Source organism: Pseudoalteromonas sp. MSK9-3, assembly GCF_003590335.1.
Classification (GTDB): Bacteria; Pseudomonadota; Gammaproteobacteria; order Enterobacterales; family Alteromonadaceae; genus Pseudoalteromonas.
Genome location: NZ_MIET01000022.1, coordinates 61,382 through 78,441 on the forward strand (window position 1 = coordinate 61,382; position 17,060 = coordinate 78,441).

The 17,060-nt window shown below is 43.3% G+C and carries 10 protein-coding genes and 2 CRISPR repeat arrays; of the genes, 5 read left to right on the top strand and 5 right to left on the bottom strand.

The annotated features are described in order from the left end of the window. The first annotated feature begins 5 nt into the window (after window positions 1–5). Window positions 6–1,430, top strand: coding sequence for an MBL fold metallo-hydrolase (locus BGP78_RS07500; protein WP_182912243.1), 1,425 nt, complete (start codon window positions 6–8; stop codon window positions 1,428–1,430). Between the two features lie 319 nt (window positions 1,431–1,749). Beyond that, complete coding sequence (locus tag BGP78_RS07505) at window positions 1,750–3,528, top strand: sensor domain-containing diguanylate cyclase (RefSeq protein WP_119860818.1); 1,779 nt, start codon at window positions 1,750–1,752, stop codon at window positions 3,526–3,528. Window positions 3,529–3,680: 152 nt separating this feature from the next. On the opposite strand, the gene BGP78_RS07510 is transcribed toward BGP78_RS07505, so the two are convergent. Continuing rightward, entirely contained in the window at window positions 3,681–5,222 is a 1,542-nt protein-coding gene (locus BGP78_RS07510) for a carotenoid oxygenase family protein (RefSeq protein WP_119860819.1), read from the bottom strand. Window positions 5,223–5,254: 32 nt separating this feature from the next. Next, window positions 5,255–5,677, bottom strand: a complete 423-nt coding sequence (locus tag BGP78_RS07515; RefSeq protein WP_119860820.1) for a DUF2141 domain-containing protein — start codon at window positions 5,675–5,677, stop codon at window positions 5,255–5,257. A gap of 245 nt (window positions 5,678–5,922) precedes the next feature. Between BGP78_RS07515 and BGP78_RS07520 the strand changes: the two genes are divergently transcribed. From BGP78_RS07520 to BGP78_RS07525, 3 genes are all read left to right on the top strand, one after another. Continuing rightward, a complete protein-coding gene (locus tag BGP78_RS07520; protein ID WP_119860821.1) occupies window positions 5,923–9,762 on the top strand; it encodes an ATP-binding protein in 3,840 nt (1,279 codons plus the stop codon). Window positions 9,763–9,919: 157 nt separating this feature from the next. Further along, entirely contained in the window at window positions 9,920–10,150 is a 231-nt protein-coding gene (locus BGP78_RS22540; RefSeq protein WP_147386068.1) for a hypothetical protein, read from the top strand. Between the two features lie 293 nt (window positions 10,151–10,443). Beyond that, window positions 10,444–11,001, top strand: coding sequence for a DUF4879 domain-containing protein (locus BGP78_RS07525; protein WP_182912244.1), 558 nt, complete (start codon window positions 10,444–10,446; stop codon window positions 10,999–11,001). Between the two features lie 71 nt (window positions 11,002–11,072). On the opposite strand, the gene BGP78_RS07530 is transcribed toward BGP78_RS07525, so the two are convergent. From BGP78_RS07530 to csy3, 3 genes are all read right to left on the bottom strand, one after another. Then, window positions 11,073–11,540, bottom strand: a complete 468-nt coding sequence (locus BGP78_RS07530) for a hypothetical protein (protein ID WP_119860823.1) — start codon at window positions 11,538–11,540, stop codon at window positions 11,073–11,075. 1,101 nt (window positions 11,541–12,641) lie between these two features. Further along, a CRISPR array of direct repeats spans window positions 12,642–13,632; the repeat unit is 28 nt; unit sequence TTTCTAAGCTGCCTGTGCGGCAGTGAAC. Between the two features lie 387 nt (window positions 13,633–14,019). Then, a CRISPR array of direct repeats spans window positions 14,020–15,187; the repeat unit is 28 nt; unit sequence TTTCTAAGCTGCCTGTGCGGCAGTGAAC. A gap of 146 nt (window positions 15,188–15,333) precedes the next feature. Further along, window positions 15,334–16,014 carry a type I-F CRISPR-associated endoribonuclease Cas6/Csy4 gene (gene cas6f / locus BGP78_RS07535; protein WP_119860824.1) on the bottom strand — a complete coding sequence of 227 codons (681 nt, stop codon included), beginning with the start codon at window positions 16,012–16,014 and terminating at the stop codon, window positions 15,334–15,336. Window positions 16,015–16,023: 9 nt separating this feature from the next. Continuing rightward, entirely contained in the window at window positions 16,024–17,049 is a 1,026-nt protein-coding gene (gene csy3 / locus BGP78_RS07540; protein ID WP_119860825.1) for a type I-F CRISPR-associated protein Csy3, read from the bottom strand. Window positions 17,050–17,060 lie beyond the last annotated feature (11 nt).

Sequence of the window (17,060 nt, forward strand, 5' to 3'; positions counted from 1 at the left end):
ACGATTTGAAAACCCTGAATGCTTATTTTTACATGAGCCTGTGTGCTACCGCTTTTACTGTTCATGCATCTGACGCCCATACCGTCATTAGTAAACTCAAACACCATTATGCATTTGCACAAAATCTCGATAAGCTCGCTATAAGCTATACCAGTCAAAGTGAAACGCGCTTTCAAAGTAACGACTTTCGTACCCCTTTTACCATCCATAGCCGCTATGACATGCAATTAGACACCACAAAACAGCAGTTCTTCTTTCATGATCAACACGTTTTTCCTGGTAACTACATCTTCGATGAAAAAATCGTCCACCAACAAGGAAAAACGATTTTGTACGACGTGAATGGCTTCACCAAAGGAAAGCAATTGCGCTTTATCGACTACTCTTTGCAAGACTTAAAAGAAGATATGAGCATAGAAATCGACTTTTTGGCCGCCTATGCCTTTTTGCATGATGACACCGAGAAAACAGCACAGTTTAACCATGCTAATAACTGGGTCGAGTTAACTCAGCGTGATGATGAAGAAGAACAAATTACCTATCGTTTTACACTGAACCCCATTAATTTGTCTTCTATCAGTTATAAAAACTCTGCTAGTTCAACCGTATTTAGCACCCCCCAACACAGCCATAACTTTACCTTTGCAAGCGCGGTACAGCATTTTAATAACACCACTTTACAAGAAACCGTTCACGTTACTCGGGTCGCGCCTATTACACACATACACCCTGAACTATTAGAAGTGCCACAAGGTTATGGACCATTCATAGACGATCAAGAAAAAAACTTACAATGGGCTCAAATTGCCCCAAAAATATATTTAATCAATTACGTTGCTGGTAATCGCCACGTCCTTGTGCAAGAAAACCCAGAAGGCTTGACGGTATTTGGGGCGCCCAGTTCGCGTGACGTCTCTGAACAAGTGATCGCGCTAATACAAAAAAAGCTTCCTCAAAAACCTATTTCGCAAGTATATATAACACACGGACATAGTGATCATATGGGCGGATTAGCAGCCTATGGTGAGCGCGGTATAACCCTTGTCGTTGACTCGCACAGTATTGCTGCGATTAAAGCGTATCCAAAGTTCAGTCAATATGCGGCGAATTGGCGTTTTAAAACACTAACACATGGACAAACACTGGATGGGGTAAAATATTATTTACCAAAAAACTCCCATGCTCATGGCCAAAGCTTTGCCTATTTTATCGATAGCCAAATTATTTATCAGGGAGACTTTTTAGAGATCCCCTTCGATAATACGCTACCAACCCATATGGCAGATGTTGAAAAAGAGTTTATTGAGTTCTTAAAATCAGAAAAAATTGTGTATAACCGAATTGTTGCTCACCACCGCAACAATAATATCAGCCCAGAGGTTGTTGATGCCTATTATCAGGCGCATCATGGCAAGGTCTCGAAAAAATAAGTCAATCACGCGCAAGGTACGTTAAGTAAAAGTGCGTTTAAAGTCAGCAGGCATGTAAAGCCCCTTTACATGCCCAAGACCCTTGCTCCATAGGCATATTACAATGCTTAATGCATAAAGTGACTAAACACCGTTTAACATGTTCATCCGACAACAGGTCAATCATTTACGCGCCCCCTCTACAGGGCCATGCTAACGGCATACTGACATTAAGCGCTACCTGACGAGATTCTCAGCGTATCAAAAACATAAAAATCTACGCACTATTTTAACTAGGGTGCTAATGTAATTATAAACAGAATCACTGTATGAGGCTTAAGTGCTAGAAAATTTAAACATCACTAAAAAGCTCCCTTTTGTCATGATCAGCTTTGCGCTTTTATCTGCACTGGTGACAGGGATTATCGCCTATACAAATACCTCTGACGAACTAAAAACAGCCGCGCAAGATAAACTATTTTCATTACTAGAGTCGCGCAAAGCCACCTTGCATCACTACTTTTATGACATAAGCAACGACGTGCTTTTCCATGCACAAAGCCCCGCAATCAGAAATGCACTTTCCGCCTTTTCTATAGCATGGACTGAGTTGGGAAATTCACCAACAGAGCAATTGCAAAGCGCCTATGTTGAGCAAAACCCATATGCCGATGGGCAAAAAAGTGCTTTTTTACAGGCCAAAAACGATACTCATTATGATCAGGTCCACGCACAATATCACCCCACCTTTCTTAACCTGACGACCCTAAATCACTATCACGACTTGTTTCTTTTCGATACTAAAGGGAACTTAGTGTATACCGTTGCAAAAGAATCTGACTTTGCCACTAACATTTTGACGGGAGCATGGGCCCACACGCATTTAGCCAGTACATTTATGGCTATCATGAACACCACCCAACCGAGTAAAGTCATCTTTGAAGACTTTCAATTATACCCGCCCAGTAACAACGAGCCTGCAGGGTTTATTGGTACTCAAATAACAGACGCAGATGATGTGGTTATTGGTGTGCTCATTTTACAAATGCCCATCTCACCGCTAAATACCGTGATGCAAGTGACCGCCGGGATGGGTAAATCTGGCGAAACGTATATTGTTGGTCCAGATAAACTAATGCGCAGTGATTCTCGCTTTTTTACCGGTGAAAGTATCTTAAAAACCCGCGTTGATACCCCCTCAGTTGACATGGCGCTGGCAGGTCACTCCGGTGTTCATATTATTACAGATTACAGAGGCATCTCTGTTTACTCTGCATACGCGCCATTTAACTTTGCACAGCTAAGATGGATGATTGCAGCAGAAGTCGACGAGCATGAGATCATGCAGCCAATTTATAACATGAATTACTTTTTATTTATTAGCACAAGTATTGTGATCAGTGTGATCCTTTTATTTGGGTATTTGTTATCTGCCAACATCGCTCGTCCCATAGTCAATATGACCCACATTATGAATCAGTTGGCCGATAATAACCTTGCGGTAAATATTGGTGTATCTGAACGCCAAGATGAAGTGGGCTATATGGCAAAAGCGCTCAATATTTTTAAAAAAAATGCCATCGAGCGAGACAAATTTCAAAAGCAATTAATGTACCTAGCCAACCACGACCCATTAACCGGTTTACCGTCTCGGCAATATGGAACCCGGCATTTATCTGAAATGGTTAAGCAATGCGCTCTAAAACACAATAAACTGGCCCTACTTTTTATTGACCTAGATGGCTTTAAAACCGTTAATGACAGCTTAGGTCATACAGAAGGAGACGCTCTACTAATAAAAACGGCGCAAAAACTACAAGAAAGCATCAGAGCGAGTGATTTAGTGGCTCGCCTAGGAGGCGATGAATTTGTCGTTGTGCTTACACCTATCACGCACGACAGTGACTATTTAGAGATAGCAAATCGCATCTTGCAAAAAGTAGACTTCAGCTACAGTACAGACAACAAAAGCGCCCATGTAACCGCGAGCATCGGCATAGCCGTCTACCCTGACGATGCCAATTCTGCTCAAGACTTAATTCGGGTTGCTGATTTAGCAATGTACCAAGCTAAAAATGCAGGTAAAAATAAAGCGAAAAGACCCGAAAAAAACCAATAAAGTAACACTGGATACATGCCGACCGCATAACCAAGGGCACTTAAACGGCGTGTATTACACCAGCTTTACAAGCACACTCCGTGATTCATAATCCGCCGATAACAACCCGCACACTCATAAAGCTGAATGATGATATCACTCACCCAAGTGCATTAAATAAATGTCCCATGTAAGCCCAAAGGTAAATGATATGGTAAATTTGCGTACGCAATTGGCCCTTCAGGAATACGTTCTGCGTCAAAGACAGCCACACCAGTAGACCCTTTTACAAAGTCAATATAGCTATTTATTAAATACCCCTGACCTTCACGCGTGGCATTGTCTTTGGCAATAAACAATGGCTCTTCAACCATCACATCAAGGCCAAAATCAAACCGCTCAAATATATCTTTATCCTGATTGTACCGTCCTACCGCATTAAACTGCGAGCGCGCCCCTTGTGACCCCGTTGTGACTCCCGTTTGCCACTCACTTTTTTGCTGTGCATAACGTGCATCAAACATTGGAAATTCCATATCACGTGACGTGCGCACTAATTTCGCACGCTGCGTCGTTAAATCAATGATGATTTGACTGGCATTGGCTTTTTTATTGCTTTGCTTCTCTGCGATTAAATCGGCCATGCCAGTATGATAGACATACGCATCGTCATACCAACAGGTGTTTAATACCAAGTTATTACCTTGCTGCCAGCTGTTGCCAAAATGAAAGATAAACCCTGCCTCAAAAGGAATACGGTGCGACGCCGTCAATGTATTTTTATCAATCACCAGTAACTCACCGCCTAGATGTGGCTGCCATTTAAAAGACTCAACATACACATCCGATAACCGGTCCAAAACCAAAGGTGACAAATAAAACACCAAATATTTATCAGTAATAGCAAAATCATGAATATAGCTACTTTGCGATAGCTCAATCAATTTAAACTCGCGTAGCGCACCATTCGCATGTAAGTGATACAGCACCATTGTGGGCTTGCCAGAATAAGAAATGTTACCAAAGTTCCAAATACTGCCGTCTTTATCATGATGGGGATGCGCAGAAAAAGGCACGCCGTCAAGGGCATCATTAAACTTAACTTGCCCGAGCGTATCGAGTGACGAACGATCAACCCGATATGGCGATGCCGCTTCCCACATAGCCCATAATTCGCCCTGAATGGGCAGTAACGCCGTATTTGCTTGGCTTACACTTTGCGCGCTGGTTGGTAATGCCACGTTTTCAAAGCGTGTACCAGTCCCTGAATATAAAAACTGATTGGCGGCATGCTCTTCCATAAATTTTTGCGTACGGACAAATTTGCCCTTGTGTGTCATGCCCTGCTGCGATAGCCCAAAGTGATTAACCATCCCATCACCATCAAAAAAGTGCTGATATCGCTCATTGCCCCGAGCGCGCAGCGCCGGCCCATTTCGATATAAGTCATGCCCTATTAGCTGCTTTGGAAGCTTGCCGTGCCAGGCTTGAAAATGCGCAGGAATATCATTTTTGACCCCCTCATAACATCTCAAACGACTATGTTCACTGAGTTTGTCATTGAACTTTTTTGCATAGGGACTTAATGACCGCTGCCCTTTATTAGATAAAACCGAAGATGCCACACTTGATGGGCTAAAACCCATTGCTGTTGCTGCAACAGTTGAGGCAAGCGTTGATGATAAAGCAGCATTTAAAAATTGACGACGATCCATGAGGTTTCTCCTATCGGGCAGTAATCACTAAATTAACGTAGTTCAATATTGGTACTGATATGCGTGTCGCTCACGTTAACCGCTAACTGAGCAAATTTAGGCGGGCCCATCAAACGCGGGTTATTGCTAAATCCGTAAGGTTCGTTCGGGATCCCCATTAAGTTTCGCCCTAACTTTCCATCACCATTGAGATCTTGATACACCATCACCGCGTAATCTCCATGCGCTAAATCCATCACTGTAAAAGTGAGCTGATCAGCATCTGCTTTTTGTTCAAGTACTTCAAATGCTTGATATTGCTTCATACCTTTGGCTGAATCATAGATAGCAACCTTAATTGTGCCCTGATTTTCTTTGACATTATTTAAATTAATATTAAGCTGCGCAGCCTGTGCTGAAAGTGCCATACTAGATAAAGTGATCATTGCGGTCGTTAAACGAGTAAAAGTATTCATAATAAATCCTATTAGTTATTAGTTGTTTGCTGCTGATAGGATGGACTTTACCGAATTGCGTAACGGGGCACCTGTTGCATATGTCATAAACGTACCGTGACAAATGTCACTATGATAAAAGCAGCAATAAGTAGGTGAGCCTTCATAATTCCCCCTCATTTGCTTTATACAATTTGTAATGATGCAACAATTGGCATTTGACACTGATAGCTTATACTTTGATCATCCCTAACAGGGTACCAACTATGAAGAGAAAACCAGTGCATATTCGCTCTTTTGCATGGATGAAAAGCCGCTATGTAAATATTGTTCTAACAGCGATGCTCAGGTTCACTCTGGCCGTCGGCGTACTTGGCTATGCCTCTGCCAGCCCCTTGGTACATTACCCCTTTAGCCAACCTGTATTTCAAAATATCGACGACGAAGAACAAATCATAAATGGCGTAGTCACCTCGGGGTTAGTGAGTCAAAATGGCGTGCTGTGGCTCACTACACAAAGCGGCTTAGTTGAATACGACGGCTACCATTTTAGCCGCTACAAACATAAAAAAGACGACCTTAACAGCCTGCCGGGCATGTATATTTTTAGCATTGCCGAACAACACAGTGGCTTAATTTGGCTTGCAACGCGCAGTAACGGACTCGCCAGTTTAAATCCCAAAAATGGTAAAATAACCCGTATCAACACCACCACCTTACCCGCAAAACTCTCCAGCGATTCATTGCGCAGTGTATTTGTTGATTCGCAACAAGCGGTGTGGGTTGGCCACGATAAAGGCGTTAATAAGCTCGATCCCACAGGGAAAACCAGCCAACAGTATCCGTTACCACACAACCTAAAAGGCGTTACTTACAGTATTTTTGAGCCAAGCCCTAACGTGATCTGGATTTCAGGTACTTACGGTATTGTTGAGATTAAAAACAACATCGCCCAGCCCATAGAGGCCGTCGCCCACCTAAATGTCAGAGACATTATTGCAGATAAGCAAGGTAACTATTGGATAAGCACACATCGCGGCATGTGGATCTGGGATGGAAAAACACGCGTTATCGCTCCAAAAAATATTCCACCAGCAGCCCAAAAATCTTATTTTAGAAATGCCGTACTGGCTGATGACGGCACTATTTGGGCGTCAAATTACGGCAAAGGTATTTGGTTATTTGACGCAGATTCACAGACCTTTTTACGCCAATTTGTACACGACCCTTCCAATATTTCCAGCCTAACTTTTAACGATTTAGGTAAAATAATAAAAGGACCAGATAACTCATTATGGGTGGGTAGCTGGGGAGGAGGCCTACAACGGTTAGATTTAAATAGCACCGGCCACTTTGCGCATATTCGTCACTCGCTAATGACTGATATAGGGCTGAGCAATGGCAATATTCGTGCGGTGGCCACACTCGATAACGGCCATTGGGTATTTGGCAGTAAAAATGGCGGCATAGATGTATTTGACCCAAGCAAAGGAAAAATTGCCCATATTTCTCATACCAGCACAGGTGAAGAACTCACCAGTGTTATTTCGCTCACGCAAGACAGCAACGGCAGAGTATGGGCGGGTACCCATGCACAAGGCCTCATGCAGCTTGATATCCCCAACAACGTAGCGGTTGCCCAAAACATTGAAGGGCTACAATCGGTGTCGCTGTTTCGCTTACTTGCTATGCGCGATGGTCGTATTGCGGTAGGGGCCAACCGAGGTGCCTGTGTGATTGATGCAGACCTCACCCGCTGTGATTTTATTAACAAACCCGACAACCAACCCCTACTCGACAGCATCACCAATTTATACGAAGACAAATTTGGTAACTTGTGGGTTGCCTGCCACCTAGGCTTATTTAGGCTAAAACCCTCAGCCACGTTGTTTGAGCAATTCAGCGCACACAATAGCAATATTAGTAATAACTATGTACTGGGTATGATCACCAATAAAAAAGACGGGTTATACGTGATCACCTCCACAGGATTTGATGAAATACTCGACGCCAATGCCGATACCCCGCAATTTTTAGACCGTCAGCACACCATGAATTTAGGGGCTGCCAAACCCGGCGGTAACGCGTTAGTAGACAAAAGCGGCCGTCTGTGGAGTGGCGCAACCATATTAGAGTTTGATAAGCGCAAACTGCATCAATATGGTGCTGATGAAGGCGCAGATATCGGAACTGCCTGGCTAGGGTCTTTCGCACAAAGCCATAACAACACCATGTTATTTGGTGGTACCCGAGGCGTGCTGGTTGTTGAGCCTAATGGCTACGAAGCGCCCGTTCATAACAGTAAAATTGTGATCCGTAAATGGTTGCAAGGAGGCAAAACGGTGACTGTACCCACCAATACCGTGCCTATACTTGAGTCGAACGGCCGTGCTTTTAGTGCGCAAATTGCCGCCATTGATTTGGTATATGCAAAACACATTACCTACGAATATAGGCTCGATGGATTAGACACCGAGTGGCAAACACTGGATGAGAACAGCCGTTGGATAAGCTTTACCAATTTAACCCCTGGTCGTTACCAGTTAGAAGTGCGCGCCAAGTACAATGTTGTCAGTGGTAACATTGCACCATTAACACTGCCTATTCGCGTGATGCCTGCATTTTGGCAAACACAATGGTTCAAGCTGCTCGTCGCATTGAGTATTATTTTATTGATAAGCGCATTATTTAAATGGCGCATTGATATTGTTAAGGCCCGAGCCAAATATCTAGAAACGTTAGTCGGGCAACGTACCCAAGAATTAGCCGCAATCAATAAGATTGGTCGCCAATTTACCAGTCACCTAACGCTGGATGAAGTATTTCACGATATATATGAGCATATGGCAGGCATTGCCTGTGCCGACACCTTTGGCATAGGCTTAATAGACTCAGACCGCGAGCACCTAATATTTGAATTTGCTACAGAGCAAGGGGTACGTTTTGATACCTACAAACGCTCATTGGATAATCGTGGGCAGCTTGCCGTGCATTGCGCCATAAAAAACCAAAGTATTTTAATTAGCAACTATGATCAGCAATTCGACTTGTATCACCCAAATCCAGATTCTGCCAAACATACCTTAAGTAACGGCCAAACAGGCGCGCAAGCAGTGTCGATGATTTATGTACCCATGAGCATACAAAAACAAGTAATTGGGGTAATAGGAATGCAAAGTTTCAGAGAAAACAGTTATTCTAAAAATGACATTACCATACTTGAAACACTCGCTTCATACGCAGCCATTGCCTTGGCAAATGCCAAATCTCATCAGAACTTAATAGAAGTACACGACCAGTTAAAGGTCAGTGTTGACCAACTCAAAGCCACCCAAGAAAAACTCGTGATGCAAGAAAAAATGGCCAGCCTTGGACACCTTGTGGCGGGTGTGGCACATCAGGTAAATACCCCATTGGGTATTTCTATGACAGCACTTTCAACGCTAGATGAGAGCTTTAAAGCCCTCGAAGATGACTTTAACAACAATCAATTAAAGCGCCAGACGTTAGAAGGGTTTATCGACCGCTATCAGCAAGCCCATGCGTTAATGACCCCTAATTTGCATAAAACCGCAGAGTTGATCCAACAATTTAAACAAGTTGCCGCCAGCAGCAACGACACACAGGTTTCACATATCAACCTACCTGAACTGTGTAACCAAGTCATTGCGGTCGCAGCAACGCAGGCTAAGTCACAAAATGTGACACTGTGTTTAGACACACAAACACCGCAAGTAATATACGCAAATACCAATTCGTTAAACCAAGTGCTGTTGATTTTGATCAATAACGCGCTACAACACGCCTTTAAAAGTCAATCAAATAAAGAAATACGCTTAAGTTACTACATTAGTGACCAACGCCTTATTATTCGCTGCCAAGACAATGGCCAAGGCATTTCGCCCGAGCGCATCGACAAAATATTTGATCCCTTTTTCACTACATCCATAGAGAATGGGGCAATTGGCCTTGGCCTAAGTATTGCCTACAACATTGTGCACCAACACTTTAACGGCACTATAAAATGTTTTAGTGAGCTTAATCGAGGTACCTTAGTCGAAGTCACGTTACCCACAGACACTCTATTACAAAAGCCAGCATCATAAGCTGGCTACATCATTTGATAGAAAATAATTCATACAAAATACTGTGACGGCTGTGCACTTATATGCTATTTAATTAAGCGTTAAATGGCGTGTTCACCGTGCTTATAAAAAGCGCTGTAAATGCTCAATAAAACAGATCATGCAAAGGGTTTGCACAATGAAAAGAATGACACAAAGACGAAGACACATTTGGTTTTTTATGTATTCTCAACAGCACCGTTGCACTCCCGACTCAGTAACCGACACCGAAAATAGCCCCCCCGCACAAAGCGTAAAAAACACGGGGAAAAAGCACCATACGGAGCCAACTAAATCCGCAGCTGTCGTCACTAAAATAAAAAAGCGTAACGTGCAATCCACAGCGCCTTATTGCGGTGAAACGGCATAACGATCAAAAATGACAGCGTTTACTCATCAGAAGTAACCAGAGCAAGCATGTGGTCAACATCAAAAATTAACGCTGACTTACGGCCGGGAACATACGTACCGGCCAATTCAGCGCTTATACTTTAGGATTATACCCTCCGAGACTGAAATAAATAAAAGAATGAGTTTTCATAAACTTAAAAAATACCCGCCTACGACCCTAGACAATAAGCGTTTAAAAATCACACAAACCATTTGGCAGCTACAAATTCAACATGTATGTTACATTTTAATTACAACACAAAGGACGTAAACATGAGTAAGGTTAAAAAACTTGGGATCGCCGCAATTTTTGCAGGTATGTCTGTCACAGCACACAGTTCAGAACTATTAGATAGCACATTAAAAAATTGGGAATTCCAACAATACAAAGAACAATTAGCTCAAGAGATCATCGACACGCACCAAAGCTACCAAACTTTTATCGCAGAGTCAGGCCAAGTAGGTACTTTGGCACCGGCTGCACCACTCAGTTCATTTGAGATCCGAGGCGCGATTTCAACAAATTACCCACAATGGGAGTTTGTAACAGAAACCGCGTTCTCTACCACTCAAAATCATGGTGGCAATGAACTCTATATACTCACCCGAGAAGTTGGCTATGCTAACCCCTCATCTCGTCTCGCAAAAATTAATGGCTCACCGCTGTCTATTGTAAACACACAACCCGTTACCTCAGGTAATTTAGTGGTTGGCTACTTGGTAATATGGAAGTATGCACTTACAAACTTCACATCAGGCAATGCAACAGCCAGTGCTCGGTCAATAAACTTTCCAAATAATTTAGAAGATGACCGTCTATTCATTCGCTAATACGTAGAAATGGGCCGGCCAAGTAAAAAAAATCAGCTTGCAAAGCTATAAACACCTCAGGTCGCTGCATGCTAAGCGCTTGCATGAAAGCGACCACCACCACCATATTGATAGCTCTCTAAAGTATTTATCAGTGTTTTTGAAAATTGTATTTGCGTGCTCGACGCGCCATTTTGCATCTGGGTTTGCAAACGCTCTTTTTGCAGTGCGATCACATCAACCTTGGTATTCTCTGCCGATTGTAGCTGCGCCAAAGACACCTCACCACTTGCCTGATTTAAGCCATTTTTTGTTGCACCATAATTCAGAGACAACGCCGCATGCTGACCTAAAGACAACGTTCCGTCTTCATACAAAGCGTGTGACGCAGAAGACAACTCTTTCAGTGTCATATTAGAAAAGTCATACTCTTGCTGGCCCACTTTTTCCGCTGCTGTCGCCTCAAGCGGCGCACTCTTTCCGCTTTTTTGCGCATCAGATGCCACTGGTGATTTAACTTGATATTGAGCATAATCATAAGCTTGGTTAGCGATTTTCATTTTACACATCCATTGTTAATAACCTGTGTTAAATGTAAGCAAAACGCATACCAGAATAATAATTCAATAAAACCATGGATTCTGAGCTGCGTCAGAAAGACCTGTTGTGTGCCCTAAGCCCGTTGGCGGGGCTTTATGCCGCGCATAATAAGAGCTAACGTTCACGACAGTACGCTAACATAACCACCCTTCGTCTCCCTGAACTGGTTTCAGGGTCAAAAAAATACGCCACACCCTCGTCTCCCTGAACTGGTTTCAGGGTCCAAAAAATACGCCACACTCTCGTCTCCCTAAACTTGATTCAGGGTCCACAAAACATCAACTACAGCCTAAATAATCCCTCCTTGAAGCTAGGTTACATCGGTCGTTGCATGAATTAAACTATACGATGTAGGCAAGCTCCTTAAAACCATGGATTCTGACCTACGTCAGAAAGACGAGTTGTGTGGTACCTCACTCATTGGCAAAGCTTCATGCCGGGCACATACACAAAGCAACCACCTTTTGTCTCCCTGAACTTGTTTCAGGGTCCATAAAACAGCAACTACAGCGTAAATAATACATCCATGAAGCTGGGTTACATCGGTCGTTGCCTGCATGGATGCAGGTACTTAGCCCGTTGGCGGGGCTCTATGCCGCGCGCCACAACGCAACCCCCCTTTGTCTCCCTGAACTCGTTTCAGGGTCCATAAAAATACGCCACACCCTTCGCCTCCCTGAACTGGTTTCAGGGTCCATAAAAATACGCCACACTCTCGTCTCCCTAAACTTGATTCAGGGTCCACAAAACATCAACTACAGCGTAAATAATCCGTCCATGAAGCTGGGTTACATCGGTCACTGCATGAATTAAACTATACGATGTAGGCAAGCACCTTAAAACCATGGATTCTGACCTGCGTCAGAAAGACGAACTGTGTAGGACCTCACTCGTTGGAAAAGCTTCATGCCGCGCACATATACAACGCAACCCCCCTTCGTCTCCCTGAACTTGTTTCAGGGTCCAAAAAAAAGCCTCTAAAGTGTAAATAATCCATCCTTGGAGCTGGGTTTCATCGGTCATCCATGACCTCACTTCTTCGCGCTGTGCAATTTGGAATTTTTCTAAGCTGCCTGCGTGGCAGTGAAGTTGCTGTGGTGAAAAGCAAAAGCCGTCTAAATGTTTCTAAGCTGCCTGTGCGGCAGTGAACAATCATCGTCCGTTTCGTAAATATCAGGAACATTTCTAAGCTGCCTGTGCGGCAGTGGACGTCACATAGAACATGAAATCGACTATGAAACATTTCTAAGCTGCCTGTGCGGCAGTGGACATTCATCGCGGTTGGTCCTTTAGTTAAATCAATTTCTAAGCTGCCTGTGCGGCAGTGGACACGAGCAAAAAGCGGCGCTTATTTCATTAGGTTTTCTAAGCTGCCTGTGCGGCAGTGGACGCTTTAGTATTCTTTTTACCATTCGTGTCTGTTTTCTAAGCTGCCTGTGCGGCAGTGGACCGGGGACACAGTGAACAGCGCCCTTAACTTTGTTTCTAAGCTGCCTGTGCGGCAGTGGACCAGATTGGCATGAATTTAAAGTGTGTCGTGATTTTCTAAGCTGCCTGTGCGGCAGTGGACGGCACCGCCTCCGCCCCATTGACTAACTTGTTTTTCTAAGCTGCCTGTGCGGCAGTGGACTTTGATTGCTGAAAAAGTATCGGCGCTCGATTTTTCTAAGCTGCCTGTGCGGCAGTGGACTTGAGATGCACTATTCAGACAGTCTTTTGATGTTTTCTAAGCTGCCTGTGCGGCAGTGGACTAGTTACGGGTTACGGCGATAAACCAGCACTATTTCTAAGCTGCCTGTGCGGCAGTGGACGCTATTGGGGAAAATCGATCCAGCGCATCACTTTTCTAAGCTGCCTGTGCGGCAGTGGACGGGTATAACTCCCATCTAAACCTATGCCTAGCTTTCTAAGCTGCCTGTGCGGCAGTGGACCGATATCACTTTTAATTGAAGCTCGAAGCCGATTTCTAAGCTGCCTGTGCGGCAGTGGACACCACCGAATTTATTGCCTGATAGCTCTGTCGTTTCTAAGCTGCCTGTGCGGCAGTGGACAATAGACTATCATCATAAAAATAAGTTACAACAAGTCGTTACGGCTAAAATACCATTTTAACCATATAAAAAACGACCAATTGTAACTTACTGTTTTATAGTTACTTTTTAAAGAGCGAAAAATAAAAGGTTTTTATAGGGTATTTACCCCTTTAACTCATTGCACCTTACCCAAACACATCAAACTACCTTTACGACAGTGCTTAACATAACCACCTTTTGTCTCCCTGAACTTGTTTCAGGGTCCATAAAACAACTACCAAAGCCTATGCGGCAGTGAATAAATAAAACTAACCTCAGCGTTTTAAATCCATCCTTGGAGCTGGGTTACATCGGTCATCTATGACCTCACTTCTTCGTGCTGCGAAACTACGTTTCGGTCACTCATCACCTAAGCTGCCTATGCGGCAGTGAACGCGATAACAACGGTTATGTGACAAATGGCAGTTTTCTAAGCTGCCTGTGTGGCAGTGAACAAGCTGATAGAAAAAGCAAAAGAGCTTGCGCCTTTCTAAGCTGCCTGTGTGGCAGTGAACAAAAAGCAAAGCAGCGTGAGTTGTACTGGTTTTTTCTAAGCTGCCTGTGTGGCAGTGAACCAGGGCTAAACGCAGAACTTGCAGCGCAATACTTTCTAAGCTGCCTGTGCGGCAGTGAACTTGGTTGGGCTGGGTAATGTGCTGTCGGGTATTTTCTAAGCTGCCTGTGCGGCAGTGAACGATGATGTCGCGGTTGAGCAGACATTCAGAGATTTCTAAGCTGCCTGTGCGGCAGTGAACAGCAAGCGAGCAGAGTTTTAAATGAACAACTGTTTCTAAGCTGCCTGTGCGGCAATGAACTCGGTGGCGATACAAACAATGATATACAGCTTTTTCTAAGCTGCCTGTGCGGCAGTGAACATGAAACAAAACTCGCTAACGCAATCAGTCAATTTCTAAGCTGCCTGTGCGGCAGTGAACTCGTTGGTGTAGCGAGTCACTGCAGCGCTATTTTTCTAAGCTGCCTGTGCGGCAGTGAACTCGTAACGCTTCAAGCTCACCGGCTGATTGTGTTTCTAAGCTGCCTGTGCGGCAGTGAACGTTGTACTCGTAAACACTATCGCCCAGCGCTGTTTCTAAGCTGCCTGTGCGGCAGTGAACGGTGTACTCGCTGACATCATGCGTGCGCTAGTTTTCTAAGCTGCCTGTGCGGCAGTGAACGCAGGACAAGCATGGGCTAAGCAAAAATTGCATTTCTAAGCTGCCTGTGCGGCAGTGAACAAGGCGCTGGCGTCTTGGGTGGTCAAACTGGTTTTCTAAGCTGCCTGTGCGGCAGTGAACAGGATGCGTATCTGGGTGGTTTAGTTGGTCAGTTTCTAAGCTGCCTGTGCGGCAGTGAACTTCTTTGTTAAGTTTTCAGTCACCCATTTAATTTTCTAAGCTGCCTGTGCGGCAGTGAACGCCCATGATTGGTTGCTTTCAATGCCTGGTGCTTTCTAAGCTGCCTGTGCGGCAGTGAACATACAATACACTGTATATGTCTTTTTCAAGCTTTTCTAAGCTGCCTGTGCGGCAGTGAACAATAGACTATCATCATAAAAATAAGTTACAACAAGTCGTTACGGCTAAAATGCCCTTTTAACCATATAAAAAACGACTAATTGTAACTCACTGTTTTATAGTTACTTTTTAAAGAGCGAAAAATAAAGGGGTTTTAAAGGATATTATTACCCTTCAAACCAAGGCACTGCCGATTGATCCTCTTCAGAACGTCGGCTTAAGCCATGACATGTAAATAAGCCTATTTGATTAAGTGGTTGTGTGACAATTTCGCATTCAATAAACAACAAAAACTTTTTTCGATCTTCTGCACTGAGTAATTTATCAGATGAAAGACTGCGTAAGTTGATATAAGGTAAAGTTGAACGCTCTTCAAGCTTTGTTATAGATTCCATTAAACGCTCTTTAACTTTTACCAAATCAAAACCATTCTTCGCGGCAATTTTTGCTGCTCGCGAATCTATTTCTTTTATTAATTTTGCCGGTGACTTAAAGTTCTTACGCTTAAAGTAGGCATACTCTTTTACATCATTAGGTACTTCTTTTATAGCCTTGATATGTACATAATCATCTAAACGATTTAACCACTGGGCTATCTTTAGGCCATCTAATTTCTCATATGTTTGTGCGAACATTCTCAGCTTATTTCCTAATGGAAATACTTTACTACCTTTATCTGATGAGCCTAAATGGCGGTATTTTGGAAATGACAAAGCAATCTCAGAATCTTTATCACTGATTTTATGTTCAACCAGCATGATATGTATTTGTTGATAAACCTTGTGCCACAAAAAACCAAGGTTAGTTTCAGCATCTGGCAATAAAGTAATATCGAGGTAATATTTCATCTTTCCTCCTTACTTATCACTTTCACCAAATACACCACCACGCACTAAAATAGCCATAACATAATGCTCTTGCTCAATTGATTGCAACTTTTCACCTCGTGCCCATGCATCAAAGAAAGTATAAAAGTCTTGTTTAGCTGCTGGTGTTCTATAGGCTCTTCCTAAATTCGTTACGGCACCATAAGGTTCCATCGCAATGGGACCCGCGCTGCTATCTGGATCAGAAAAATCAGGGTACCAAGTATCAATGGTACGCAACGCATTGCCCAGTTTTTGGGAGTGCATTGCTGCAATGCCTTTTACATCATATAACTCCTTGCTTTTTTCACCCTTCCCCTTATCAAGGATTAACTCTTCACTTGGGTACACCTCTTGCGCTCTTCCTATTTGCGCAAAGCAATCAATATCAAGCAGTAAAAAATCGTCTTCACTACCTAGCGCCTCTGCTATATGACTTGCTAGTTCAGCTACTTTTTCATCATTGTGGTCAAAATGTTTGGTGCTAAATTGTTTTGCATCAAATGTCCATTTTTTTTCTACATACTTATTTCTTGCAGATACAACAACTTCAATATTTTCAGCACCCACTCGGTTACGCCATAAGAATCGAGCATTTGCAATATTGGTCGCATATCGATGTGCTAATTCAGTAAATTTATGCTGTTCAATATACCCTAATGCGGCATTGCGATAACTTTGTTTAAACTGTACATTGTTGCACGCAGCAGGTTCAGTAATACCACCCAAAACTTTTATAGTAAATTTTAAATTAAGTGTATCTTGCTCAGGCAACAAAGCACACGCGTCCACCTTCTGCAAGTTAGGTTTTTCAACTTCGGCATTCAACTTCGCGGGGTCGCCTTTAATAGCTGCTTTTAAACGGTTAGAAATTGTACCTCTGACAGACTTTGGAGTTAAATTCAATGCCTGTACTTCATTACGCTTATTCCACGCAGTGCCATACATATACCCGTCACTAGTAACCAATTTTTTTTCAAACGCTAATACTGATGCTATATTTTCTTTTTTAGCCATGGTGATAATCC

What these genes read in the sequence shown, in the direction of transcription:
- BGP78_RS07510 (WP_119860819.1), bottom strand. Translation starts at nt 5,222, where the DNA reads ATGGATCGTCGTCAATTTTTAAATGCTGCTTTATCATCAACGCTTGCC.
- BGP78_RS07515 (WP_119860820.1), bottom strand. Translation starts at nt 5,677, where the DNA reads ATGAATACTTTTACTCGTTTAACGACCGCAATGATCACTTTATCTAGT.
- BGP78_RS07520 (WP_119860821.1), top strand. Translation starts at nt 5,923, where the DNA reads ATGAAGAGAAAACCAGTGCATATTCGCTCTTTTGCATGGATGAAAAGC.
- BGP78_RS22540 (WP_147386068.1), top strand. Translation starts at nt 9,920, where the DNA reads ATGAAAAGAATGACACAAAGACGAAGACACATTTGGTTTTTTATGTAT.
- BGP78_RS07525 (WP_182912244.1), top strand. Translation starts at nt 10,444, where the DNA reads ATGAGTAAGGTTAAAAAACTTGGGATCGCCGCAATTTTTGCAGGTATG.
- BGP78_RS07530 (WP_119860823.1), bottom strand. Translation starts at nt 11,540, where the DNA reads ATGAAAATCGCTAACCAAGCTTATGATTATGCTCAATATCAAGTTAAA.
- cas6f (WP_119860824.1), bottom strand. Translation starts at nt 16,014, where the DNA reads ATGAAATATTACCTCGATATTACTTTATTGCCAGATGCTGAAACTAAC.
- csy3 (WP_119860825.1), bottom strand. Translation starts at nt 17,049, where the DNA reads ATGGCTAAAAAAGAAAATATAGCATCAGTATTAGCGTTTGAAAAAAAA.